Annotated in this window: 23 protein-coding genes; 7 read left to right on the forward strand and 16 right to left on the reverse strand. The window is 49.8% G+C overall.

The features are described 5' to 3' along the window. The first annotated feature begins 117 nt into the window (after positions 1-117). Together ACKFKF_RS03195 and ACKFKF_RS03200 are read left to right on the forward strand one after the other, a co-directional pair. Positions 118-921: a pseudouridine synthase gene (locus ACKFKF_RS03195; protein ID WP_446866350.1), complete on the forward strand. Its 804-nt coding sequence runs from the start codon at positions 118-120 to the stop codon at positions 919-921. Beyond that, a complete protein-coding gene (locus ACKFKF_RS03200) occupies positions 918-1757 on the forward strand; it encodes a helix-turn-helix domain-containing protein (RefSeq protein WP_446866351.1) in 840 nt (279 codons plus the stop codon). Before ACKFKF_RS03195 ends, ACKFKF_RS03200 begins: the two co-directional genes overlap by 4 nt. 142 nt (positions 1758-1899) lie before the next feature. Here ACKFKF_RS03200 and ACKFKF_RS03205 read toward each other — a convergent pair whose 3' ends face one another. The 3 genes from ACKFKF_RS03205 to ACKFKF_RS03215 all read right to left on the reverse strand — a co-directional run bounded on the left by ACKFKF_RS03205 (position 1900) and on the right by ACKFKF_RS03215 (position 4273). Continuing rightward, positions 1900-2577 (reverse strand): SOS response-associated peptidase, encoded by a 678-nt coding sequence (locus ACKFKF_RS03205; RefSeq protein WP_446866352.1) that lies wholly within the window; start codon positions 2575-2577, stop codon positions 1900-1902. A gap of 152 nt (positions 2578-2729) precedes the next feature. Next, positions 2730-3215 carry a rhodanese-like domain-containing protein gene (locus ACKFKF_RS03210; RefSeq protein WP_446866353.1) on the reverse strand — a complete coding sequence of 162 codons (486 nt, stop codon included), beginning with the start codon at positions 3213-3215 and terminating at the stop codon, positions 2730-2732. A gap of 188 nt (positions 3216-3403) precedes the next feature. After that, positions 3404-4273, reverse strand: a complete 870-nt coding sequence (locus tag ACKFKF_RS03215; protein WP_446866354.1) for a M23 family metallopeptidase — start codon at positions 4271-4273, stop codon at positions 3404-3406. Between the two features lie 25 nt (positions 4274-4298). On the opposite strand from ACKFKF_RS03215, the gene ACKFKF_RS03220 reads away from it, so the two are divergent. Both ACKFKF_RS03220 and ACKFKF_RS03225 read left to right on the forward strand, forming a co-directional pair. Beyond that, positions 4299-4439 (forward strand): hypothetical protein, encoded by a 141-nt coding sequence (locus ACKFKF_RS03220; protein ID WP_446859402.1) that lies wholly within the window; start codon positions 4299-4301, stop codon positions 4437-4439. A gap of 17 nt (positions 4440-4456) precedes the next feature. Further along, positions 4457-5641, forward strand: a complete 1185-nt coding sequence (locus ACKFKF_RS03225) for an NAD(P)/FAD-dependent oxidoreductase (RefSeq protein ID WP_446866355.1) — start codon at positions 4457-4459, stop codon at positions 5639-5641. A 164-nt stretch (positions 5642-5805) separates the two neighbouring features. Here ACKFKF_RS03225 and ACKFKF_RS03230 read toward each other — a convergent pair whose 3' ends face one another. From ACKFKF_RS03230 to ACKFKF_RS03245, 4 genes are all read right to left on the reverse strand, one after another. Further along, positions 5806-7707: an iron uptake porin gene (locus ACKFKF_RS03230; protein WP_446866356.1), complete on the reverse strand. Its 1902-nt coding sequence runs from the start codon at positions 7705-7707 to the stop codon at positions 5806-5808. Positions 7708-7899: 192 nt separating this feature from the next. Next, positions 7900-10500 carry a M1 family aminopeptidase gene (locus ACKFKF_RS03235; protein WP_446866357.1) on the reverse strand — a complete coding sequence of 867 codons (2601 nt, stop codon included), beginning with the start codon at positions 10498-10500 and terminating at the stop codon, positions 7900-7902. A gap of 159 nt (positions 10501-10659) precedes the next feature. Continuing rightward, positions 10660-11595, reverse strand: coding sequence for an ornithine carbamoyltransferase (gene argF, locus ACKFKF_RS03240; protein WP_446866359.1), 936 nt, complete (start codon positions 11593-11595; stop codon positions 10660-10662). Between the two features lie 338 nt (positions 11596-11933). After that, on the reverse strand, positions 11934-13157 hold the full coding sequence (locus tag ACKFKF_RS03245; protein WP_446866360.1) for an HhoA/HhoB/HtrA family serine endopeptidase: 1224 nt from the start codon (positions 13155-13157) through the stop codon (positions 11934-11936). 243 nt (positions 13158-13400) lie between these two features. Here ACKFKF_RS03245 and ACKFKF_RS03250 point away from each other — a divergent pair, with 243 nt between their 5' ends. After that, positions 13401-13757 (forward strand): metal-sensing transcriptional repressor, encoded by a 357-nt coding sequence (locus tag ACKFKF_RS03250; RefSeq protein ID WP_446861891.1) that lies wholly within the window; start codon positions 13401-13403, stop codon positions 13755-13757. 129 nt (positions 13758-13886) lie between these two features. Here the strand turns inward: ACKFKF_RS03250 and ACKFKF_RS03255 are convergent, their stop codons facing one another. Beyond that, positions 13887-14543: an SDR family oxidoreductase gene (locus ACKFKF_RS03255; RefSeq protein WP_446866361.1), complete on the reverse strand. Its 657-nt coding sequence runs from the start codon at positions 14541-14543 to the stop codon at positions 13887-13889. A 555-nt stretch (positions 14544-15098) separates the two neighbouring features. On the opposite strand from ACKFKF_RS03255, the gene ACKFKF_RS03260 reads away from it, so the two are divergent. Continuing rightward, positions 15099-15668, forward strand: a complete 570-nt coding sequence (locus tag ACKFKF_RS03260; RefSeq protein WP_446866362.1) for a DUF1997 domain-containing protein — start codon at positions 15099-15101, stop codon at positions 15666-15668. Between the two features lie 82 nt (positions 15669-15750). On the opposite strand, the gene petJ is transcribed toward ACKFKF_RS03260, so the two are convergent. From petJ to accD, 6 genes are all read right to left on the reverse strand, one after another. Next, entirely contained in the window at positions 15751-16074 is a 324-nt protein-coding gene (gene petJ, locus ACKFKF_RS03265; RefSeq protein WP_446866363.1) for a cytochrome c6 PetJ, read from the reverse strand. Positions 16075-16222: 148 nt separating this feature from the next. Next, complete coding sequence (petE, locus tag ACKFKF_RS03270) at positions 16223-16636, reverse strand: plastocyanin (protein WP_446861895.1); 414 nt, start codon at positions 16634-16636, stop codon at positions 16223-16225. Between the two features lie 150 nt (positions 16637-16786). Then, positions 16787-17335, reverse strand: coding sequence for a protein-tyrosine phosphatase family protein (locus ACKFKF_RS03275; protein WP_446866364.1), 549 nt, complete (start codon positions 17333-17335; stop codon positions 16787-16789). Between the two features lie 70 nt (positions 17336-17405). Continuing rightward, positions 17406-17900: a photosystem II cytochrome PsbV2 gene (gene psbV2 / locus ACKFKF_RS03280; RefSeq protein WP_446866365.1), complete on the reverse strand. Its 495-nt coding sequence runs from the start codon at positions 17898-17900 to the stop codon at positions 17406-17408. Positions 17901-17996: 96 nt separating this feature from the next. Then, positions 17997-18488, reverse strand: coding sequence for a photosystem II cytochrome c-550 (gene psbV / locus ACKFKF_RS03285; RefSeq protein WP_446861898.1), 492 nt, complete (start codon positions 18486-18488; stop codon positions 17997-17999). A gap of 481 nt (positions 18489-18969) precedes the next feature. Next, entirely contained in the window at positions 18970-19896 is a 927-nt protein-coding gene (gene accD / locus ACKFKF_RS03290; RefSeq protein WP_446861899.1) for an acetyl-CoA carboxylase, carboxyltransferase subunit beta, read from the reverse strand. 922 nt (positions 19897-20818) lie between these two features. Here accD and ACKFKF_RS03295 point away from each other — a divergent pair. Next, positions 20819-21865 carry a squalene/phytoene synthase family protein gene (locus ACKFKF_RS03295; protein ID WP_446866366.1) on the forward strand — a complete coding sequence of 349 codons (1047 nt, stop codon included), beginning with the start codon at positions 20819-20821 and terminating at the stop codon, positions 21863-21865. Between the two features lie 101 nt (positions 21866-21966). Here the strand turns inward: ACKFKF_RS03295 and ACKFKF_RS03300 are convergent, their stop codons facing one another. Together ACKFKF_RS03300 and ACKFKF_RS03305 are read right to left on the reverse strand one after the other, a co-directional pair. Then, complete coding sequence (locus ACKFKF_RS03300; RefSeq protein WP_446866367.1) at positions 21967-23682, reverse strand: diflavin flavoprotein; 1716 nt, start codon at positions 23680-23682, stop codon at positions 21967-21969. 141 nt (positions 23683-23823) lie between these two features. Beyond that, positions 23824-25566, reverse strand: a complete 1743-nt coding sequence (locus tag ACKFKF_RS03305) for a diflavin flavoprotein (protein WP_446866368.1) — start codon at positions 25564-25566, stop codon at positions 23824-23826. Positions 25567-25644: the final 78 nt, after the last annotated feature.

The raw sequence follows: 25644 nt of genomic DNA on the forward strand, positions 1-25644 counted from the left end.
GGATTGTGCCAATCACCATCTCATGTAATATTTGTACATAATAGTGGTTCTACATAGCTGCTTTGACACTACGGTTTTTGATTCCGCAATTTTAAGGATGTGTGTAGCCTCTGATTTATGTCTGAGAGAGTGCAAAAAATTCTGTCCCAGTGGGGCATCGCCTCCCGTCGTCAAGCCGAGCAACTAATCCTGGAAGGTCGAGTCTTGCTCAACGGGCAAGTCGCTCATCTGGGTGACAAAGCCAGCTTAGGAGTCGATCGCGTTGAAGTAGACGGCAAGCTGGTTCAATCGACCTCCACACCAGCAGGCGACATTTCGCGCCCTAGATCCCTTTATTTTTTGCTTAACAAACCAGCCGGAGTGGTCTCGACCTGCGCTGATCCCCAGGGACGAACCACTGTGATTGACCTACTACCCAACTCCTTGCAGAAGGGTCAGGGGCTTCATCCTGTAGGGCGATTAGATGTAGAATCAACCGGAGCGATCCTCTTGACTAACGATGGTGAATTAACTTACTATCTCACCCACCCCCGTCACATCATTCCTAAGACATATCAAGTCTTGGTAGCAGGCTCACCTTCGTCAGCAGTCTTGCGACAGTGGCAGCAGGGAGTTATGTTAGAAGGTCGAAAGACGTTACCCGCTCAGGTAAAATTTCTTCAGCGTTCAGATGTCCAGACTTTGTTAGAGGTGATTCTCATTGAAGGGAGAAATCGCCAGATTCGCAAAGTTGCAGAACAATTAGGGCATCCAGTGCTACAGCTTCACAGAACCGCGATCGCCACTATCCAAGTTGATCGTCCCCCTGTACTGAGTGGCCAATATCGCCCTCTAAAAAGTTTTGAAGTCCGTTTGTTGAAAGACCAATTTGACCTAACATCGATTAGGTTGCCAGCAGAGATCAAGGAGCAGAGCGTATGAATAAGCAAGTCCTCCAGGCAAACCGAGAGCAAGCAGAACGGCTGGCAGAGTTGGGAATGCGCTTGGCTCAGTTACGTCAGCAGCAAGAAATTTCTCTCGAAGCAGTCGCTCGGATTACTCGCATCCAGCCCAGACTTTTGAGGGCGATCGAGGAAGGCAATCTCAACATTTTGCCTGAGCCTGTCTACATCCAAAGTTTTTTGAGACAGTATGCCGACGCGATCGGACTGGATGGCGTAGAGTTTGCGAGTGCCTTTCCGACTCGGTTTGGTCTGCCCGAAATTCGTCCTTCGTGGCGCAGTTTGCCGGGGGCCCAGTTGCGCCCAATACATTTATATTTGCTTTATATGTTTTTGATCGTCTCTGCGGTCAACGGTCTTTCTTATTTTCTTAATCGTTCGTCAACTCAGGCGCAGCTACCAGAAGTACAGCGATTGCAGTCCGCACCAGGAACGGCGATTGGGCCGGTCAGTCCAATGCGAAACCCAACGACTCCGGTCGCCAACGTAGCCGCCAAGCCTGGAACGCAAAAGCCCATTCGAGTCGGGTTAACACTAACTTCTCAATCCTGGGTGCGGGTAGTCGCCGATGGCAAAACTGAGTATGAAGGCGTTTTGTCAGAGGGCGCTCAAAAGACCTGGATGGCTGAGAAGCAGGTTGTCATCCGCGCAGGAAATGCAGGAGGCGTGATGGTCACTTACAACGATAGTCAGGCAAAACAGTTGGGTCAGCCCGGTGCGATCGAAGAAGTAGTCTTTCCGCCTGATCCCCGCTTTGCTAATTTGCCGCCCGTAGTCAATGAGATGAGCGTAGATTCACCCGATCGCGCCTTTTAGACTGATCGAAACAATCCTGGTGACTAGGTAACTAAAGGTCGCAGCTATCCGAATAAATTCCGTCTTCGCAAACTCAAGATTCCTGAGATCTTTGAGCTTGCGGTGGCGCTTGTTCACCTGTCAGGGGGTTCAACCGTCATATCTAGTGACTGTTTGCCGCGATCGCTTCGATACAGTCTGGCTGATCGTGAGTGGGGCGATTGACTAGGGGACTGACCGCATAAGATTGCATCGCTTCCGATTCATAAGGGCGAAGCAGGGCTTGTAAAGCGTCTGTGTCCTGATTTTGGGGATCGAGCCAGCGATCGTAATCTTCGGGGTGCAGCATCACAGGCATCCGATCATGTACCTGACTCAGAAGTAAGTTGGCATCGGTTGTCAGAATGGTGCAGGTCTGCCATAGATCGCCCTCTGGGGACGACCACTGCTCCCACAAGCCAGCAAATCCAAACGTCTGACCGTTTTCTAGCCGAAAGTAAAAGGGCTGCTTCTTGCCCTGGGTTTTCTGCCATTCATAAAATCCGTCCGCCGTGATTAAACAGCGTCGTTTTTTGAAGGCTGATCGAAAGCTGGGTTTTTCGGTGACGGTTTCCGATCGCGCATTGATCAGTCTCGCGCCGATTGCCGGATCTTTTGCCCAAGTGGGGATCAGCCCCCAGCGTAAGGCTTTGAAGGTACGATCGCCCGATTCGCTCAAGATTGCCGGAACGGTTTGCGTCGGTGCAATGTTGTAGCGGGGTGTCCAGTCAGGGATGTCATCGAGATCAAAGGCGGAGGCGATCGCTTCACCTGTCAAGCTTTGAGTAAATCTGCCACACATCGTTAAAAAAGAGGTTGGTTAAAAAAGAGGTTTAAGAAAACGACTCAAAAAACTTGTGCAAAAAAGGTAACGAGCCAAACCTGACCCATTACCTGATAACTAAACCTATAGAAGAACAATCCAATTAAACGCTCTGAACCTGTTGTTTGAACTTACTTAAAGTTGATTTTTTGCGTATCTGCGTGATGCTTTACCTGAGAAACCACATTGTACGCATGTTCGCCGGGTTCTTCGCGTGCATCAACATTGCCTTCGGTAGGCCCGCCGATCGCTCGCCACTGAGCCAGTCCACCTTTGATTTCTGCAACGCTCTTAAATCCAGCTTCACGGAGCATTTGGGCAGCCTGAGAAGTTTCTTCAGCGCTGTTTCCGTAAACGTAGATATCGCGCTTTGACTCCAGATTCTTTTGCGCCATGTCCACCAACTCACTCAGGGGGAAATTCATCGCGCCCATGATTTTACTGTCGTTAAACGCTTCACGGGATCTGACATCCAAAATCGTCAGCGCAGGTTCGCCCCACTCTAAGCGCGACTTGAGATCATGAACTGAAGACTCTTTCTTCAAATCTGGGGGCGTAGGCGTGACATTGGGAAGTGCGTCTTTAGCGTCTTTAATAAGATCTTGTGGGTTTTTCATAATTGCCTCTGTGTCTAATCAATTACTCAGAAATTTTACTGAAAAAGTGAGCGGGATCTAATCTTTCTCAGGTGAGAGGAAGTGATTTTCTTTAGGCATAAATGAGCGCGGTCACAACAGATCCCCAACTTCAAAATCAGGGATCTGTACCGTTAATTATTCAGAATCACAAGCCTGGTGATCTGCGGTTAGTTAAAGCTTTGAGTTCGCCACGGAGTCGGATCAACTGACAATCCTTGAACGTAGAATCCCCAGTGTAGATGCGGGCCGGTCGCGGCACCCGTCCCCCCTAGGGCGCCGATCGTCTGTCCAGCTTTGACGAAATCGCCTTCTTTGACGTTGATGCGGCTCAGATGGAGATAAATGGTAGAAACGCCCTGACCGTGGTCAATTCCAACACAGTTGCCGTGAATTTTGAAGCCGTTTGCTTCTCGTCCCACTAGCGCCACTCGACCATCCGCAGGCGCGATAATGGCAGATCCAGAATTGCCCGCATAATCCACCCCCCGGTGATAGTAGTCCTGAGCAAACACGCCATTGTAGTAGCGACGTACTCCATACCCTGTGGTCGTTTCACCATTGTTGGGCCGCAGAAACTTACCTGACCAAAACTTTTGAGGACTGACAATTTTTTTGAATTCATCTACGCGATCGAACTCAAAATCGGTGCCGTCGTCACCTTTGCCCGGTGGAAGCCAGATGCGCTGCGTGGGAAACGATCGCTTCTTTAAGTTGACCGTCAAATTTTGAGTTTCACTGCCATCAGTGACCTTAAGAGAGAGGCGACCGGGACGATCAAGGGGAGTCGTCGGTAAGAGGGCGCGAAATTTCTGACTTCCGACCGCAAAGGTGGGATAGGATTTGTTCCCCAGCGTCACCGTCGGCGCAGCGCCTTGAGACTGTACCAAAACCGTGAGCGTATCGCCCAATTGAGGGTTAGCAGGTGTGATCTGAGCTTGTAGAGCGCGAGAAGGATGGGCAATCAAAATCGTCGCGATCGCCACACAGCCAGCCAAAATCACTTTTACAGGCGTTGAAAGTTTAAGTAAATTGAACATTCGTGGTGTGAGGAGTTGAGAAGAGGTGACTCAGTATCAGATTCAAGTCATTCTAGAATTGTTTCTCTCTAAAGTTGCATCATCCGCAATCTCGTCTAGAAAAGTTCAACAGTCTGTACGACTAGAGACGGTCGATCGCCCCCTGCATCCCCTAAACTTTTTCTAGCCTCAAGATGGATTCGCATGAAAACATACGACTGGATTGTAGTAGGCGCAGGCATGACGGGAGCCGCCCTCAGCTACGAACTCGCCAAGCAAGGATTTTCAACCCTACTTTTAGAGCAGCACGATCCCCTCCAGGGTGCGACTCGCTATAGCTATGGGGGGCTGGCATTTTGGTCAGGCACGACGGACTTAACGCGCCAACTGTTTGCCGAAGGCATTGAGATGCACCGTCAGCTATCGGATGAGTTGGACACAGACACGCAGTTTCGAGAAATGGATTTGCTGCTGACGATCGCCGCCCACAACGATCCCCAAAAAATGGCAGAAAATTACACTCCGTTTGCCATCCCACCTCAGTTACTCACCGTTGACGAAGCCTGCGAATTAGAGCCGCTACTGAATCGAGAGGCGATCTCCGGTGCCCTGATGGTCAAACATGGACACATTGAGCCAGAACTGACGACTCAGGGCTATTGTCAAGCCTTTCAACAATTGGGCGGAGACTTCAAAATTGCTCACGTTACAGGGTTGGTGAGAACCGGGGATCAAGTTTCTGGCGTGACGACTCGTGATCAAACCTTTCACAGCGCCCATGTCGTCATGTGTGCAGGAGGAATCAGCCGTCAACTGCTCAAAGAAGCCGGGATCAGGGTTAAGCAGTTTTTTACTCATGCAGAATTAATCGAAACGCCGCCTGTCGAAATCAAGCTTCGCACTCTAGTCATGCCTGCCGAAGGAGAGCGCTTTCAACTCGAAGCAAAATCGACCCAGCCCACCGTCGAAGACCTGTGGAACGAACCTGGACACGAGCCAACCCCAGCTATTCTTGACGCGGGAGCCATTCAGTTTCTCAACGGCACGATTCGTCTGGGACAAGTCAGCCGCACTTTAACTGATCCCCATGCGGCGATCGACCCCCTTCAAAGCGAGTCCGATCTGAGAGCCAAAATCAGAAATATTCTCCCCACACTGGGCGACCTACCGGGAACCTGGCACCATTGTTTGATTGCCTTTAGCAGCGATCGCCTTCCTCTCATCGGCGCAATTCCGGGCACGCGGGGCATCCATGTCTTCTCAGGCTTTAGCAATCCGCTGGTGGTGGTTCCCACAGTCGCCCGACGATTTGCGGCTTGTATGAATGGAAAAACCGACGAGGCGATCGTTCAATTGTCGCCCGGCCGGTTTGATGAGAAGGTCGTGTGAATTCGATAAGATTCTTCACTTCGATATTCAGCGCTTCTGCCCCCAACCCCCATTCTGAAGGACTTTAGACGAGAGTTCTAGTTCAAAGTCCCTGACTGGTGGGGATTTAGGGGGCGAAGAAGGCTTGAACGTAGCGAAAAATTTCATCGAACCTACGGTAATGTCTAGAAGCTAAACTGCGTTCGGAAGCTGCCCACAAAGATCGTTGGATTGACTTCAAAGTTGTTGGGGTTGAAGATCGCGTAGAACGTCGGCACTACAGCAATATTTTGAGTCAACGGATAAAAATAGGACGCTTCTAACTCATACTGGGTGCCACCGTCGCCACCCCCCGATGCAAAGAATCGCCGCCCCCTTGTGATGTCCATCGGCATCAAGAAAGTGACCGTACCCAACGCACCTTTTTTACCCAGATCAGGGAAGCCGACCCCCACCTGGAAGGACTGAGTTCTGACTCTTCCATCCACCGGATTCAGATCAATATTCGCGAAGCTGTAGCGCCCAAATACACCAATCCCAGGAGTCAGCGCCCAGTCAAAGTTTACGCCAAACATATCCGCTGAGGCGTATCTCAGTCCACCACCAATTCCCCCCTCTGAGAAACCAGGGCCCGCATCCATGTAGCCATAGGGAATGGGTTCTCCGATCGCTCCGCCCACCTGTCCGCCGTAGGCCTGAATGCGCGAGTGGTTGTATTGAAAGCGCAGGTTGATCTTGTCGTTGGGCGAGAAGGTGAGTTCTGCTGATGTCGTGTTGGTGCCGCCAAACAAGCCAAATTGGGGATTGCTCGACGTATTAAAGCCAAACTGAGCAGGTAAGAATTCAGTGTTTTCACCCAAATAGCCGAGCGCTAGACGAAACTGTTTGCCCAGATTGATTTCAACGACGGCTCCTGAACCCCGGTCGATCGAGTTGGATTGAGTGCTGTTGGCGGTGTCAAAGCTAGCTCCCGAATTGAAGACGAAGTTAAAGCGATTGAAGTCAAAGTGACGATACCAGTTGATGCGAGGGCCAACGGTGACTTTGACATTTTCGCCCACCGGAAAGCTGTAGAAGAGATCGTGAATTACGACATCAGGACGACCGTTGACCGTTCCCGCTGATTGGTCGAAGAAAGGAACACCACTCGCATTAAAAAAGCCAGCCGACGCATATTGGTTGTAAGGAGAAATCGAGTTTCCAGCCGCCAACTGAGTCACCAGCAGATCTTTTCCGCTAAAGGAGGTGTTGAGGGTCAGCCAGGTCAAGAAGCCCATCGTGATGTTGGGATCGGTGGCTGTTAGGGTTGTAGGCAGTCCTCCAGTTCGGGTTGCAAAGAATCGACCGTTCCCAGGATCGTTGGCTCCAGAAACGGGCCCTTCATACAAGACTCCGCGCCCGGCGGTCGCGCCTGTGATGTTGACCCAGACATTTCCTTGAAGCTTGGTGGTGGTTGAGAACTGCTGCTTTTCTAAAGTGGTGGCTCGCGCTTCGAGGGCATCGACCCGTCCGCGCAAGGTAGCCAGTTCTGCGGCAAATTCTTCTTGCAGTTTTTGCAGCGTCGCCAGATCCTCTTTTTTGACGAGATCTGCGGTGGCTGCGGCGATTAATTCATTCACGCGATCGAGACAAGCATTCAACCCAGCCGCAAACTCATAGCGAGTCATGGCCCGATTGCCGCGATAGGTTTTGTCGGGATAGCCCGCAATACAGCCGTAGCGCTCAACCAGCGACTGAAGTGCCTGAAACGCCCAATCTGTGGGGCGCACATCGCCCAACTGAGAAACAGAAGTCACCTGCGACATGGGGGTTTCTGGAGTCTCTTCGGCTTGATCTAAAGAGGCAATGCTTTCGATCGCATCCAAGCTTGAGCTTGTGGGAACCGTCGCATCGGCAACTTTGAGCGGAGAAGCAGGAGCAACCGCAGTCTGAGAAGAATCAGCAACCACCAGATCAACTTTCTCTAGCAGATCTTGGGTATCAGTCGGCTGCGCTGCGGAACCGATCGTAGAGTTGGATACCAGTAACGTCGCCCAAACGGCTGGAGAAAGCAGCAAGGGCTTCCAGAAATTAGACTTACTCAACATACAGCCTCACACCTATCCGAACATAACTTTGGTGTGTATCGTACCAAACAAGTGTTGTCGAGACTGTAACTTTGTGAACAGAAAAAAGTGAGGAGTGAGGAGTGAGGTGTAAGGCGGAAGGAGTGAATGCAGAAAAGTGAGGGGTGAAGGTGGAAAGCGATCGCTTCATTCTCCATCACCCGCTTTTGAGTCTTACTTTTCTTTTGCCTCCAGGGTTTCTAGCCGACTTTTTAGGGTCTGATTGTCTTTTTTTAACTGATCGAGTTCTTCGCGTAGCTGTTTGACGGCTTGATCGGCACCTGCATTTTTTTGGACGGTTTGGATCGACTCTTCGGCAATGCGGCGCACTCGGCCGTCGGGAGTCTGGTCAGCCAGAGATTGCAGAATGCCGATCGCTTTGGTCGTTTCCATCTGTCCCAGTCCAACGGCTACTGCCACTTGAGTCAAGAAGAAGGTTTCGCGTGAGAGTTCTTGAAAGCGAGACAAAATTCGCTCTAAGTTGAGATTGCTCTGTCCGCTCGAAATCGCTCCCAAGGCTCGAATTGCCGTTAGACGCAGCGGTTGAGGAACGCCGATCGCCGTATATTCCAGCACAAGATTTAGCGCTGATTCTGAGGTTTTGAGTTGGCTGAGGGCACCGATCGCCCCTGATCTGACCACTTCATTCCAGCCCTGACGCTCTTTGAGAACGGTTTCGATCAGCTTCAAAAGGTCGTCGTTTAACTCGTCGGAGGTGGCGACTTTACCCAAACTTCTCAAGGCGGCCGCTTCGACGTAATAGCTGGCATCGCCTTGCTCAACGGTCGATTTGAGCGCTTTGTAGCTGTCGGTTGCTTTGATTTGGGCGAGACTTTCGACGATCGCTCTTCTCACTCGCGCATCTTCATCCAACAATCCGGTGAGTAGTCCTTGTAAAGCCTGGTCAAGCCGAATGGCAGCCAAACTTCTGGCAACTTCTGAACGCACTCCCCAAAAGCGATCGCTCTTTAGCGCTTCTGACAGGACTTTGACGACTTCTAACCCGCCTTTTTTGGCCAACGCTTCCGCCGCATAAATTCGCGAAACGGGGTCAGGATCATGCTGAAGTTGGGCTTTGAGTTCTGAAACTGGATACTCCAATTCGACCGTCTTTAGATAGGAGTTGCCCACATCAAAGCTGACAAAATCAGGCTTTTGTTCGAGGGGGAAGTAGAAAGTCTGTTCGCGATCGTGAATCCGAACCGGAAACGTTTTGAGTTGAGCTTCTGGCTGCCTCTCCTCACTCCTCTCTCCTCTCTCCTCACCTCCCACAAATCCAAATCCGATTGGAATCTTGAGATCAAACAATTCTTTGGTTTCGCCTTCTTTGACCTGAGTCTGCGTCACTGTCACTTTGGCGAGATTGCTGTCACCATCCCAGGAGTAGGCGATTTTGTAGTCAGGATGACCGCCTCGAAAAACGTACTGATCAAACAAAAATAGTAGATTTCGTCCTGTTGATTTCTCGATCGCTCTCAACAAATCCACCGTCTCAACCGTTTTGTGAGCGTTGTCGTGCAGAAAAGTGGCGATCGTTTTCCAAAACAGGTCGTCTCCCAACTCAGTGCGAATCATGTGATAGACGCAGGCACCCTTTTCATATAAGTGACGATCGTAGAGTTCGATCGCTTCTCGATAAATGTGGGTGACGATCGGGCGACGGTAGCGAGACGCATCTTCATCCAAATAGCTGCGGGCTTCTCCGAGCAAATAGTAAGCAGCCGTTTCAGCATCGTATTCATGGTTCATCCACAGCACTTCGGCATAAGAGGCCATGCCTTCTTTGATCCAGGCGTGTGACCAATGCTTGATGACGACCAGATCGCCAAACCATTGATGTGCCAGTTCGTGAGCCACCAGCGTCTCGGTACTGCGGTTGTCGATCGCCGCCCGTTCATCTAAAAGACAGCGATCGGTGAGCAGCGTGGTGGACGTATTTTCCATACCACCAAAAATAAAGTCATCGACACAAACCTGCGCGTATTTAGGAAACGGATAGGGATAGCCATAGGTTTGACTAAAAAACTCAATCATTTGCGGCGTTTTGCCCATGCTGATTTGAGCTTGCTTTTCTCGACCTTTTTCGACGTAATAGGTGACGGGCTTGCCCTTCCACTCGTCCTTAAGTTCCGCAAAATCACCCACCGCCAGTGTCATCAAATACGTTGGGTGAACCTGCTTTTGTAGCCAGTGATAAATTTTGCGATCGCCCTCCAAATCGACGCTGATCAACTCACCATTAGAAATCGCCGTATACTGCTGCGGCACACTCACCCGAATCTCGGAAGTCGTCAACTGCCCCGGATAGTCAAAACAGGGAAACCAAAAGCGAGAATCTTCATCTTCGCCCTGAGTCCAAACCTGCACAGGCTTTTGAGGATAATGCTCGTCAGGAAGAACGAAATAAATACCCCGCTGAGGCTTCTCGACGCTGTAGAAAATCGCCACCTCGATCGCCTCTCCTGCCTGAGTCGGCTGCTTGAGACGAATGTGTAGCTGATCCCCGTCATAGTCAAACGGCTGCTCAACTTCGGACACTTTCACCGTTTGAATCTCAAGATTCACCGCATCTAAGGTCAGGCGATCGATTCCACTTCTTACCGGATTGAGCCGCGTTACACAAGTGCCCTGATAGCTCTGATTGGGAATATCCAAACTCAAATCGAGACAGATATGCTCCACTTGACCGGGACGATCGGGATTGTAGTGAGGTCGTGCGCCGGGCAGTTCAAAGGACTTGTGACGACTGTCGGCATCAAAATAGGAATTCAGCATGATGAATGGAGCAACCTTAAAGGTTCAGTGAGAGACGGATTCAGTAAGAACAAGCATAAACTCGTTATGACTATGGACAATATCAAAAAACGGATGGAAAAGCTGTGGAGAAAAAAGTTTTTACCCGCGCCTTCACTCAGTTAGCAGACCAGCTTGAGATTAGACTCCTCCCAAAAGAGCCGCCAACAGCGCTTTCTGAGCGTGCATCCGATTCTCTGCTTGATCCCAGAGCTTTGATTGTGCGCCCTCCATTACGCCTTCGGTAATCTCTTCGCCGCGGTGAGCCGGGAGACAGTGCAGCACGATCGCATCCTTATCCGCATAAGTCAGCAAATTTTCATTCACCTGAAAGGGCTGAAAAATCGGAATCCGACTGTCGGCTAGATCTTCTTGCCCCATGCTGGCCCAGACATCGGTGTAGAGAACCTGAGCATCTTTGGCGGCGGCGATCGGATCGCTAGTCAACAGTACCTCTGACTTTCCGGCAGCGATCGTTCTGGCTTGTTGGACGATCGTTTCACTGGGTTGATATTCCGGCGGCGTGGCAATCCGCACATTGATCCCCGCCAAAGCACAGCCCAACATTAGAGAATGCGCCACATTGTTGCCATCGCCCAAATAAGTCAGCGTCAGCCCAGACAGCGAACCAAATTTTTCTTGCACTGTTTGCAAATCCGCCAAAATCTGACAGGGATGTTCTAAATCAGTCAGCGCGTTGACGATCGGAATCTCCGCATACTCAGCAAACACCTCCAGATCTTGATGCTCAAAGGTACGAATCGCCAAAATATCGAGGTAACGATCGAGGACTCTAGCGGTATCAGCGATCGGTTCACCCCGGCTCACCTGAATCGAACTCACATTCAGATCCAGCACTTGCCCACCTAGCTGATAAATTGCCACCGAGAAACTCACACGAGTCCGAGTAGACGCTTTGTAAAACAGCAGTCCCAAAGTTGGCGCATGACCTTTGACCTGGCAAACAGGATTAATTTTTCCTGCCTTCATTTGGGCGGCAATGTTTAACAGTTCGTGCAGTTCATCTGCGCTCAAATCGACCAAACTCAACAGATCTCGTCCCTTCAATTCGCTCATGCCCATCCTCGGTAGTTGCCAAAAAAACAAAAAATCTTGCACCTCAGACTGGCACAAGCAAATCATCTTAAAACCCTACCAAATCTGACCCAGTTAGCCTAGTTTTTTTAGGGATGAAGGAGGAGGGATGAAAGGGTTGTTCGGATCGATTTATAGAGTCCAACGTTTCTCGCCGAATTTTTAGCAGCCTACTTCTCATTGAGAAACCATGAAGAACGAAACCGTTTCCAATTCATCCCTCCTCGCGCAGCGGATTACCCCCAAAGGGGGAACAGATCATCGAAGTTCTCCCTCCTCGCGAATGCGGGGCAAAGCCCTCCCTCATCCCTCATCCCTCCCTACGCCGCATTCCTCAGTTCTGCGGTTTTGACTGCAAGCTGCTGAGTCTGATCGCCTCGTTGGATCTGGACTTTGAGGGTTTGTCCGAGGCGGCTGTTTTCAACGATCGTTTGGAGTTGTTCTGCGGAGGCAACCTTTACTCCATCGATTTGGGTCACAACATCGCCTCGACGAATGCCTGCGATCGCCGCTGGCGTATTGGGCAAGACTCGCACCACAATCACGCCATTCAGTTCAGGAACGGTGAAGGGAGAATTGGGATCGCTGTTGTTTTGTTGAGCAATTTCTGGAGTCAGCGTTGTCATCTGAACGCCCAGATAAGGATGAGGGATCTTTTCGCCCCGCGCCAACTGATCTTTAATCGACTTGACCTTGTTGATCGGAATGGCAAACCCAATCCCCATCGCATCGGCTCGAATCGCCGTATTGATGCCAATCACTTCCCCGCGATCGTTTAACAACGGGCCGCCCGAATTGCCAGGGTTGATTGCCGCATCGGTTTGAATAAAGTCTAATCGCTTGTCAGGAATGCCCACCTGAGCGCTCGATCGCTTCAGAGTACTGACGATCCCCAGCGTGACGGTGTTGTCTAAGCCGAGGGGATTTCCGACGGCGATCGCCCACTCTCCGACATCAATCGCATCCGAATCGCCCAACGGAGCTATGGGCAAATTGGTGCCGTCGATCTTGACGACTGCCAAATCGGTCACTTCATCAAATCCGCGCACCTTGCCTTCAAACACTCGCCCATCTTTGAGCGTCACCGTCACTTTGTCTGCGCCATTAATCACGTGAGAGTTCGTTAAAATCACGCCACTCTTATCGATCAAAAAGCCAGAACCCTGTCCCCGCAACCGCTCTTCTCTGGGCATCTGAGGAATGACCTCTTCGCCAAAAAAGCGCCGAAAGAAGGGATCTTCAAGCATGGGGTCAGTGGTTGCCCGACGAGTAATGGTTCGCTCGGTGTCAATCCGCACGACTGCGGGGCCAACTAGCTTAACCGCCTCTGCCACAAAACTCCCTCGCTCGATCGCTCGACTCTTCAATGCGATCTTTTCTTGAGGCGCAACCGCTTGAGACGCAACCTCCGGAGTCAATTTTTCTTGCAGGGCGGCCGCTTCAGCCGAAAACTGAAGTCCGATAGCGCATCCCAGCGTCAGAAGACAGGTCAGCACAATGGCTCGAACTCGACGAAGAACGTTGAAAACCTTGGTGAATCGCATAGCATCAACTCATAGTGCAAACGAACAGTTGCAAAGCGATCGAGGAGTGATCCTCTGATCCCCACCTACAGTCTAAAGATTCTTGAGCGGGGGTCATCAAAGAACGATCGACAATTCTGTTTACAACAGTTAAATCTATTCTGCCAATTTCGGAGTAGACCTGGGTAATGGGTTAGCCTAGAAACCCTTTAACATCCATTAAGATCGGGAATACCCCTACAGACCCCTTCGCAAAAAACACCAATGACAACATCAGACCTTCCCCGCAGCGAGAATTTGAAAGATTCTGCCGATCAGACTCACGATCATGGCGCTTCTGATCATCCCCATGTCCATAGTGAGGAATCTGTCCGGCAGGTCGTCAATCGTCTGTCTCGAATCGAAGGTCACATTCGGGGGATCAAGTCGATGGTGCAGAGCGATCGCCCCTGTCCTGACGTTCTGGTGCAAATTGCGGCGGTGAGAGGTGCCCTCGATCGCGTAGCCCGCATCATTTTGGACGAACACCTGACCCAATGCGTCGCCCGTGCCGCAGAAGCCGGAAACATTCAAGAAGAAATCAAGGAGTTAAAAGCCGCCCTCGATCGCTTTCTAATTTAGCTTCACACTTAATTTGGCTTCACACTCCTACGAGAGGAAATCGCTACGTCAGGCAAAGAACAAGGGATAAAGCCAATTTCAACTCTTCTTTCATCCCTCATCCCGAAGCGGAACAAAGTTCTCCCTCCATCAAACCACTTCAAACAACTCCCTCAACTCCTTCTGAGGCGCATCAGGTTTGGCGACGATCTCTACAACTTTGTTGCGGGCATTGGCTTGAAAGACAGATTCCACACAGACTTGAGCCACCTTAGTGCGAGGAATACTACCATCAAACAAAGTGTCTGCCGAGGATAGCACGATCGCATCTGCGTTATCTTCATTCTTCAGCCCACCAGGACGCACAATTGTATAAGTCAGCCCGCTGTTTTGCAGATATTCTTCTGCCTGCTTTTTCCAGACGAGAATCAGCCAAAACAAATTTAATGGGTGAAAAAACTTTGAAGTACAAAGCGAAGTCACCAGGACAAAATGTTCGATTTCTTTGAATTTAGCGACATCAACGAGGTTTTTTGTGCCTTCATAATCCACTTTGTAAGGGCCCGTGGGATCAAAGCTGGGACGGGCACCCGTGGCACAAAACACAATCGTACTGTCTCCCATTGCCGAGCGCAGGCTTCCTGGATTCAAAACATCCCCAGTAACTAGCTCGATTCCGGTTGGCAAGACCGATCGGGCTGTTTGCGGGTCGCGTACCAATGCTCTTACGGGAATGCCGCGATCGATTAGTTGTTGAACAATTCGCCGTCCCGTTTCTCCGGTTGCCCCTGCGACAAATGCTTTCATAAACAGTTTTCTCTCAATTAAGCTGATTGCACATTTATCAATCTAATCGCTATCCTGTCATCTGGTTTAAGAAGGAGGCGATCGTCAACCGCCTTCAAAACATGGCTCAAAAATGACTCAACCTAAATTTGTGACTCAAATCATTCCCAGATTTCTCACGCTGTTTTAAGATACATTGCGTAACGTTAAATCAAATTAAACCAAACTACGTAGAACAGATCTCAGTAATCCGCATCACTACCGAGCTTTCACCGGACTTGAAGCCTGGATCTGCAAAAACATTCAACCTCCTGGGAATTACCGTATCCGCAATCACCGCAAACAATTGCCAATAAATTTAGATTGTATAAACTTTCGGGTCTGAAGCCAGATCGCAGTGAAGGAATCAATATCCTGGGGGAACTTTGGACTATAGACCCACGGCAACTTACGCAAGAGAGTGTCCATGCAGTCCCATTCGACCGATTCACCGAAGCTTCGCATCGTGAGCCGTCCAATTGCTCAACCTGATGCAATCCCATCACTTGACCCTAGCCAGGAGACGCAATCCCCAGCGTGACCGAGCCAACCCAATTTCACAGCCACTTTGTTGACAGCATGGAGATGTCTGCTGACCCCAAGACTGTCGCAGAATATTTGGATGCTCATCACGGTTGGTTTCGACGCTGTGCCCATCCGATGCAGGTGGATGCGATCGGGCAAAATAGCTATGCGCTGACGATCGGCAATTTTGGGGCGTTTGGCTACGAAATTGAACCCAAAGTCGGCTTAGACCTATTGCCCCAGCAAGAAGGCGTTTATCGGATCGAAACGGTGCCTGTGCCCGATTATGTGACCGCTGGCTATGAAATCGACTTTCGAGGCGCAATGGAGCTAGTCGAGCTTTCTCAAGTCCAAGCATCTTTCAAGACGACACGAATCCAGTGGCAGTTGGATCTGCTTGTCAGCATTCAGTTTCCCAAATTTATTCATGCCCTCCCTGATCACTTGATTCAAAAAACGGGCGATCGAGTGCTAAAACAAGTCGTTCGACAAGTCTCACGACGGCTCACTCACAAGGTACAAGAAGACTTTCACACATCGAGAGGCTTACCTCTACCCAAGCGTTCTAGAAAATGGATTTAGGCATTAAATTTAAGCCATTAAAAACCCCCCAACAGATCATTGGAGGGTGTCCTATAAAACTCCTATAGAAAAGACTCAGTACCTACCAGCCTTTCTCAGACTGACTTAAAACGTATTCAGCGACAGCTTCTATCTCGTCATCCTGAAGGCGACCTTTAAAGGAAGGCATTGCGTTTTTGCCGTTTATCACCTGAGTTCTAATTGCTGCTAGAGAGTTCATACTGTATTTCTCTAGCGCTTCTTTCCTTAACGTTTTGTTGGCGATGATGACGTTGTTACCCCCAATGTGGCAAGCCGAACAGTTGGCGTTGAAGATGTGCTGACCGTCCGGTTTGAGGGCCCAGGCAGGCTGAGTGAAGGTAAAAAACGCGATCGCCAGCAACAGAATGGGCAGCAGTTTTCGCAAGGCGGTTCTCCCCGATTCGGTGATGATTGTAAGGCTGAATGTTTGTGGCAAACTTATTCTATGACCTTTGTCAGTGGTTTTTAATCAGCCTAAACAACCAACGCTAATAATCAACCCAGCAAGAAGGAGAACCTGCGATCGCAAAAAACTAGCCCGCAACGACAACCTTTCCAACCATGCCAGCACCGCGATGAGGCAGGCAGAAGTAAGAGTATTCACCCGCAGGTGCGTCAGCAGGAATGGTCAACTCAAAGGACTTACCAGCGCTCTCTAGCCCTTTGTGAGACAGTTTGTCTGCCAAGTCTTTGCTGCCACCGGGAATTTTGGAAACGTCAAACACCACATTGTGAGGAGGTAGCGCGCCAACTTCCCACTTGACGACATCACCAGGCTTGACGCTGACAACTTTGGGTTCAAAAACCAACCCTTTGTTAGTGCCCATCTTCACGGTGTAGGTTTCAGCAGATGCGGGGTTAACTGCGACAAATAGACTGCCAACCACTAGGAGAATGGTGCAGAAAGCCAGGGAGAGACGCTGCGTAACGGAAGCAATTGATTTCATAGATTTCTCTGGAATACGAATATTTTCCACTTCTCTCTATATTTTACAACCTGGCGGACTCTACTTTGACAAGCAGTCAAACTTCTCTAAAAGGTATTTTTCAAAGGGTTTGAGAGATTGTTACTGGGAGACGATCACACCATTCCATTCTCAAGGAGTGATCTCCGTACCGCACTGGTTCAGCAATGTGTCAAGTTCTCTCATGACCTTCCACGGACTTTGCCCCCGAAGGGGAGCCACGATCGCCGCCTCATGAGGATTTCTACCCATTTTTTTGACGGTGGCGATCGCTAATCGAGTCGGCAAGCCTCGTCCACTAACCAACCAGGCCGCCAGCACCTGTCCCGTTCTCCCAATGCCGCCCCCACAGTGAACGACAACCTTTTCATTTTGTTGGTCAGCGACTTTGAGAAAGGGCAGGATTTGCTGAGTTAGCGTCTCACGATCAGCCAGTTGAAAGTCCGCGATCGGACTCCAACAAACGCGATCTGTGCCAAATTCTTGCTGATAAGCCTCCAACAGATTTATCGAGAAGGGGGTTAATTGCGCTGTAGGCAGCAGACAGCAAACTCGCTGAATTCCTTGATTTCGCATAAATTCCAACCACTCGCTAACGTTCTGCTGAGAGTGGCCAGGTCTTGCAGCCCCAAAAACGATCGCCTCTTGTTCTCCAGCAGCCGCAAATCTGTATGGACTCATCATTGTTTCTCCAACAAAAAGAGAAGCCTCTGACAGAAACTTCTCTCCAGTTAAGCTCAAAACTTAAGATTTAGAACTGCCCCAAACTATCTCCCCATCCCGGTGCTTTTTGAGCAGCTCTAAGAATAAATCCAGCAACGCTTTCGACCTCAGCTTGAGACAGCCAGCTTGTGGGCACCTTGCGGCACTCAAATGACTCCTCACTCCCGTCATACAGCATTGGGGCGCGCATAAACTCAACCAGACTGGCGATCGTATCTCGCGGTGGCATGGCTCCTTGTAGCGCTTTGAGCGACAGCGGCACCCTGGGATTGGGCAGCGTTGCGCCTCCTACATGGCAGGTAAGACAACTTTGCTCAAAAATTTTCTTGCCGCTGGCTAGCTCCTCTGCGGAAAACAAACGGCTATTGCCTTGATGGTCTAGCTCCAAAGAAACGGGATCACTGACTTTGAGGTAATTAGTGACATATTTATCAGCAGCATAGGCAGGCAGAGTCACCATCCACAGACTCAGACAAGCCATCACACCAGATAAGACGCGAACCCACGACGATCGAGACAGCATTCAACTCTTGTAGTAATGGTGTGTAAAAAAGCAGGCTCTTTTGAAATCGTTGCGATCAAGAAAAGAACCTGCCCTGACGAAAATCATCGCTTGCTTTTAGTAGTGGATTTTGCCACCGCCCCATTTGTCGCCTACGATCTTGGGTTGCAGCAAAACGTGGCCCGCGATCGCCACCAGATCATCCTGCGTCAAGTTACGCATTTCTGGAAACAGATCTTTGCTCTTGAGACTGGGGTGAATCTCTGAAATCTCATTCGCGCCATCGTAGCTAGTAGGCACCTTCATGTAGTCAACCAGCGCCTCAATATTGTTACGGTTGGGAGTCGCGAGAGACAGCGCTTCTGGGTCAAGACCCACGTTGGGATCGGTTTTGGTAACGCCGCCCGCATGACACTGAGCGCAAGCATATTGGAACAGTCGCTTCCCTTCTTTGACTTGCTTCAGGCTTAGCACCGTCGTATCGCCCGACTCATTGAGCGGCACAGTCCGAATGGCTTTATCGAGTTCTGCCGCGTTCGCGCTGGGGGCAAACACCTGAAAAGTAAAGAATACAGTGGCTACAGCAAGCCAGAAGTATCTTTTAAGCATGGTTCTCCTTAAATGTGGCTCGGTTATCAGAATCACAACACAACAAGCTGGCTCAATCGATCGCGCCCTCTACCCGCTGGCAAGAGGTGCGACAAGCAGACACATCTTTTAAGAAAGTTCACAACTGATTACATAAATCCACTGGGTTTCTCAGAAATGGGATTTCTCTGAAAAGGTCTCAATGGTGTGAAGTGGCGAAATTTAGATGATGTTTGCTGATGATAAAAATTGACCTCTTTAATACCAATATCATGTGAATGCCCCGATCCAGCGATGAATCTTAGAGATTGAGTATCTGGTGAGAGCAGGAAGCAGCTAAGCGAAGTAACGACAGATGGGAGAAAAAGATTTATGAAAAAAAGACATTGAGCGCTTAAGGTTCAGAAAAACTCTCGATGTCCTCTTCTATCAGTCAAATTAACGATTTTTGAATCTTTTCTACTTCTCACCGCCCAAGCCTAAAAACTTCTCTAAGCCGTGCTTAATCAGGCCCTGTTGTGCTGAGAGCCTTAATGCTAGGAAACTGGTTCATGAGATGAGAGGACGGAGCCATTGGTTGATGTAGTCGAATCAGTTGAGCGATCGTTTTCTTAAGCTGAGTGCGGGAGACGATCGCATCCACAAACCCGTGTTGCAGCAAATACTCAGAAGTTTGGAAATCATCGGGCAGCTTTTCTCTCAAGGTCTGCTCAACAACACGGCGACCCGCAAATCCGATCGTAGCTTTCGGCTCGGCCAGGATAATGTCACCCAACATGGCAAAGCTTGCAGTTACGCCGCCCGTAGTCGGATGGGTCAACACAGGCACATAAAGTAGGCGATTTTCTTGATGACGTTCGAGCGCCCCTGAGATTTTGGCCATCTGCATCAGGCTCAACATGCCTTCCTGCATTCTGGCTCCCCCGGAGGCGCAAACAATTACGACTGGAATTCGCTGCTGAGTCGCCCGTTCGATTAAGCGGGTTAGTTTTTCGCCGACCACCGACCCCATGCTGCCGCCCATAAAGCGAAAGTCCATCACGCCTAAAGCCAGGGGTAGACCTTCGATTTGCCCCATTCCAGTCTGAACGGCATCAGTAAGCCGGGTTTTTTCTTGTGTCTCACGAATGCGATCGCTGTAGGATTTGCGATCTCGAAATTTTAGAGGATCAACAGGTTGCAGGTTTTCGTCGATCGCAACCCAGGTATTGGCATCAATTAGCTGACTGATTCGCTCATCGCTGTAGACTCGCAGGTGATGGTCGCACTCCAGACAGACCATTTGATTCGATCGCAAATCTTTGGTGTAAGTCAACACGCCACAAGCTTCACATTTTGTCCAGAGTCCATCAGCGATTTCTCGCTCTTGCCCATCAGGAGTCGTAGAACCTGATTTTCGGCGATTTGCAAACCAATCAAATAGTGACATAGCCAAGTTTTTTCCTCAAAGTGGATAACTGACAATTTTTGACCCAGATAGAGCGCATTCTTGGGTTTTAGCCCTCGAAGGGATGAGAACTAATTCCGCTTTTCTCCAGGTTTCTTTTTTCTTAAGACTGTGTGAAATTATCGCAGACAGTCGATCGATTTCAGAAATCAATCACACAATCAGCATTATAGGATGGTGCGATCGGTCACGAAACGTTGACTCAATCAGCATTGGTTATGTGAGAAAGGGAGCAATCTCTATGGGAGTTTGCAGAATGGGGATTTGCAGAAGGGTACGGTGGAGAACCCTAAACAGCAGACTTTAACCAACAGGCTTTAACCAACAGACTTTGACTGCGGGACTAATGTTCTTGATAAAGCTGTTGTTATTAAAAATTTGCCTAAAAATGGGCGGTTTTGCCCTTAGTTATTAACCTGGCGCTCAAGACTATCTAAACTTTGCAGCCCTTTCTCCGTACATGCATTAGGTCGCAGGGTTTTGTGGCAATGGCTACCCCATCAAAAATGCACGCTCTATTATTGCCTTGACTTAGTAATCCTGACTTAGTAGTTCAGAGAAACCAACTGAACCAAGCATCTCTCAAATTACTGAGCACTTTTACGGTTCAATTTACTGTTCAACAAAAACAATTACTAGCAAAAAGCTTTGCAGGATTTAGGACATTTGCTGCGTAGCAAAATTTTTGTAGCCAACTCATGTCGCTGCTTTTGGGTCAAGGTCGCTTTTGTAAACATCATCAATAAGAAGAATTGACCAATAAAGTTACTCTTTCAGTAGGTGGTTGTTTCTACGGGCATTTAGAATGTTAAATTGTATTTTTTATCACACGTTAATCGTAACAAAACATGGGAATCATGAAATCATCATTAATATGTGACTTAGGGAAGTTTACCGTTCACTTATGAATACTTTGCCCATTTCTCGCCTGGTGGGTTCTTCGGAATATCGTGCGATCGCGGATGACACACTCAAAGATGAAGACAACGCCGCCTGGATTATGGAGCTTGACCCAGAGATTAGCGAGCAGTGGATTGAGCGGATTCACTGGATTCGGTTAGCTGATCGTCTGGCAGAAAACGGTCTGATCCATTCAGAAAAATCTCAGTTTCAGTGGTTTTACGATAGCTGGAACTGGCTCAAAGAAACCGGAGAGGTGCAGCCCGGATGCCCTCACTCAAAACTTTTCTATCGAATGCGCGATCGCTGGTTTGAAGACTTATCTGACCCCATCGGTCATCTCTCAATTCAATCCTGGGATCAATACTTAAGCTCTCTAGCAAAGTATCATAAAGAACATCTTGTCATCAGTAGTTTTGACCAATTTGAGGGAATGCTAGAAGATTTAGCCGCCCCTTTCTTCCAAGTTTTGCCTTTTTTATCAGAGCATCAGTGGCACGCTGCGGGACAATTTGGCACATTAGACCAGTTCTACAACAACTTGCGAGACCTGCGGGAAGATGCCGAACAGGGAATTTGCTATTTGCCAACAGAGCTACTTGATCGCTTTAAGGTCAGCCGAGCAGAAATTCTTAGCTTGCAGGCGATCGACAATCCGGGCTACCGTCCGATGATGAAGTTTTGGATACATGAGTATTTACCTCAGTTGCATCGCAAAGCCTACCCATTTATTTTGGCACCCGATCTGCATCCTTCCTGGCAAATGCTGCGAGATTGGTCACTGCATCGCTATCGGCGTATTGAGCGGATTTTTCGTCGCTGCGACTATGACTATTTGCGCTTTCCAAGACTGTATTGGCAAGAAGTCAAACGAGATTTGGTGTTGATGCTGCCAGGGACGTTTGGGCCAGCGATCGAGAAGTCAGCTAAACAAACTTCTTATCTCAGCCGTACTAGCAAGCTGTTCCAGATTTCTGAGCTAACTCGCCTATCTCATCCCAAAGACCCCACTGTAGATCCTGTATCCCCCTACACCCTCAATGCAGGCTAGAAAAAGTGGATCTGGAGTGAGTCCTGGAAAGAGGATAGAGGCTTTATACGCAATGTCCATCTACTGCCCGAAGCCCTTTGCACTGAAGAGGTGGACGGCTATTAGTAGTAGCTTCCTGATTTGCGATGGTAGACCGCCGTTACGCCCTTTTGCTCTAGCACTTTGCCGCTCTCGACCACTGCATAAAGTAGCCAGTGATCTCCACATTCCATCCGATTTTGCACAGTGCATTCCAGATAAGCCAGCGCCTCTGACAGCACAGGGCAACCGTTAGAAGCTTCTTGGGTGTCTACATCGGCAAAGCGATTTTCTCCAGGGGCAGCAGGCTTCATAAAGTGTCGTCTGAGGTTTCGCCCCTCTTTGAGAATGTTGAGGACAAAGCGATCGCCCGCATGATCCAGCACGCCATCTGCGTGATCTTTCGCGATCGCCACCGTCACCCCCGGCGGATTAAACGTCGCCTGTGACACCCAGGAAGTCAAAACTCCCGATGTCGTGTCACCTTGTTTGGCAGAGACGACACAAAGAGAGCCAACCACCCGCCCTAACGCTTGTTCTGTGCGATCGCTCTGAGCTTCGGTTGCCACTTGTCGAGGCACTCGCACCTTTTTCGCTTTCTTGAGCGCTTGAGCAAATTCTGTCCCTGCCAACTCGCACTGTTGCAACACTTCGTCGGTTGGCTTAAATTTGACGCGAATGGTTTCAAAGCCAAAGGGATAGCCCGCATCTTGTAGCTTGCTCTCGATCAGGTCGATCGCTTCTCCGCTCCAGCCATAAGACCCAAACACTCCAGCCAGCTTGTTTTTTGCCGCCGTCGAAAGCACGAGTCCCAGAGCGGTCTGAATTTGGGTTGGGGCATGTCCTCCTAGGGTTGGCGAACCGATGATGAAGCCGTCACACTGTTCGATCGCCGCCGTGATTTCTGCCGTGTCAGCAAATTCGCAGTTAATCGATCGCACGTCTACTTCAGATTGAGTTAGCCCTTTGGCGATCGCTTGTCCGGTCGTGGCGGTATTGCCATAGGCAGAGGTGTAGAGCAGGGCGACAGAGAGTTCTTGAGTCTTTTGCTGTTCGCACCATTGGCGATAGTCCAACGTGAGACGACTGAGACTGTAGCGCACGAGAGAACCGTGACCCACGCCATAAATTTTGGCAGGAAAATTGGCAATCTTATCAAGCGTCGCTTCGACCTGACGAGACTGAGCCGCATAGAGACAATCGAAATAATAGTGACGATCGCCGTCTAGCTGTTTCCAGTTTTCATCAAAAATCGCGTCGTCGCAAATGTGAGCACCAAACAGCTTATCGGTGTAGAGAATGCGCGTGGCGGGATCAAAGGTACAAAGTCCATCCACCCAGCGCGGTGTCGGCACAAACGCAAATCGCAACTCATGCCCCTTGCCCAGATCCAACACTTCCTCACCTCGGACAGCGTTGATTTGCAGGTCGCGATCGGGAAAGGCCGCTTTGAGCGCAATGGCCGCAGGTCTTGAACAGACGATCGTCATTTGAGGAGCCGCATCCAACAGGACTTTTAGAGTCGCGATCCGGTTGGGATTGACATGACCCAAAATCACATAGTCCAGCTTTTGAAAATACTGATGGTCGTGCAGTTCCTTGAGAAAGATGTCGGTGAAAGAAGCTCCGGGCGGGTCAATCAGCGCCGTTTTTTCTGCCTGAATCAAGTATGAATTCGCCGTCGTCCCTTTTTGACGAGAATACTCAACTTCAAATTTGAGGCGATCCCAGGTGCGCGATCGTAACACCCGCGTATCTGCGCCAATTTCAGCAACCTGCACATCTTTAGGCTTGTTCATAAAAAGAAGAGGATGAACTTTATTCGGCTTGGCGAGAAGACATGAAAAAGAGAGTGAGGAATGTGGCCCAATTCAAAAAGGAAAAGTTTGAGCATCTCCACCTCAAACCCCTTTCATCCCTCATCCCTCATCCCTCATCCCTTAATAGTGGTTGCCCACTTTGCGATGGTGAACGGCAGTCAGTGCGTCTGCTTTGGAGACTCGGCCGGTGTGAATCGTGCTGTAGACGATCCAGTGATCGGTGCAGTCCATGCGGCTGACGACTTCGCATTCGATATAGGCCAGCGCATCCGCCAAAATGGGAGAACCGTTGGTCGCAGGATAAGTCTTGACATCGGCAAACCGATCGGCACCCGGCGCAAACCGTTTCAAGAAGTGGCGCATCAAGGCTTGATAGTTGTCTTCTTCGAGAACGTTTAGCACAAAGCGATCGCCCAAGTGCATAAAGGACTCGATCGCCCGATCTTTGGCGACAGCAATGGTGATACCCAACGGCTCAAAACTAGCCTGAGACACCCAGGAAGCCAGCATCGCACTGGAGATGTCGCCCTTCTGAGCCGTGATGATGTAGAGACCGCCACTCAAGCGACCCAGGGCTTTGTCCAGTTCGCCATCCAGCGACTTCATTTGTTTGACAGTGCGATCGCGGGTCAGCCATTGTCCCATGTCGATGCCTGCTTCGTCGCAGAGTTGATAAGTGGCATCGGTCGGCGGTTCTTTAATCTGAATCGGTGAGAATGCTTCCGTCAAGCCAATTTCTTGAAAGCGATTTCGCAGGGGATAAACAGACTCATCATCTCCGCCGCCTGCTTCAAACAAGCCCACCGACTGCTTGGAGTTAGTCGCTGCCAAAGTCGTCCCCAAGGCTGCACTGGCATTGGCGGCAAATTCACCCGATTGAGGCGGCATCCCAATCACAACACCACTCACCAACTCAACTAATTCCCTCACATCCTGCGGCTCAGAGGTGCGTAAGTCCATCATTTCAACCGCGACACCCGTTTTGGTAATGCCGTTAGAAATCGCTTGAGCGAGCCGATCGCTATACCCATAATCCCCAACGTAGAAGACTCCAACCGTCGTCACAGCCTTAGCTTGAGCCTGACTCCACTCGCGATAGCGTCCCACCAAATCTTGCAGGTTATGGCGAAGTAATGGCCCGTGACCTGTGGCGATCGTCGTGATTTCGGGCAAACCATCCATACGTTTAATAGCTGAGAGAACTGATCGAGCGTTGGGGCCCATCAGGCAGTCGTAGTAATAGCGAAATTCTTCTTCGATCAGATCTAGATCTTCGTCGTAGGTGTGATCGTCACAAAAGTGCATTCCAAAAGCGTCGCAGGTGTAGAGAACCTGAGTACTGTGGTCAAAGGTAAAAATGGTGTCAGGCCAGTGTAGATTGGGAGCCTGAACGAATTCCAGCGTGTGACCGTTGCCCAGATCGAGGCGATCGCCACTCTTGACCATTTGCCGCTCAAAGGGCTGATGCACAAAGCCTTCGAGAAACTGAATCGCAACTTTGGCAGCGACGATCGTAATATTTGGATTAAGTGCCAAAACGTCTTTGACCAAGCCGCTGTGATCAGGTTCGGTATGGCTGATGATCAGATAGTCGATGTCTGCGGGATTAATCAGCCCTGTTAATGTGTCGAGATAGAGGTCGCGAAACTTTTCGTGGGAGGTATCGACCAGGGCAATCTTCTCGCCTCGAATCAAAAAGGAGTTGTAGGTGGTGCCGTTTTGCAGCGCAAATTCGATGTCGAAGCGATCGCGATCCCAATCCAGCGATCGGATGACTGTCGTATCAGGCGCGATATCGGCGGTTTGGATCGTGAGTCGAGTTTGACTGCGGCTGGCGCTTGTGCGATCTGAAAGGGCGACCATAACTGCCTCCGTACCAATAAAGTTTGTAAACTTATGTTTCTCTTCAATCTTAATCTTCGCTTGAGAATTGCGTCTTTG

The sequence above is a fragment of the Phormidesmis sp. 146-12 genome (assembly GCF_052939495.1).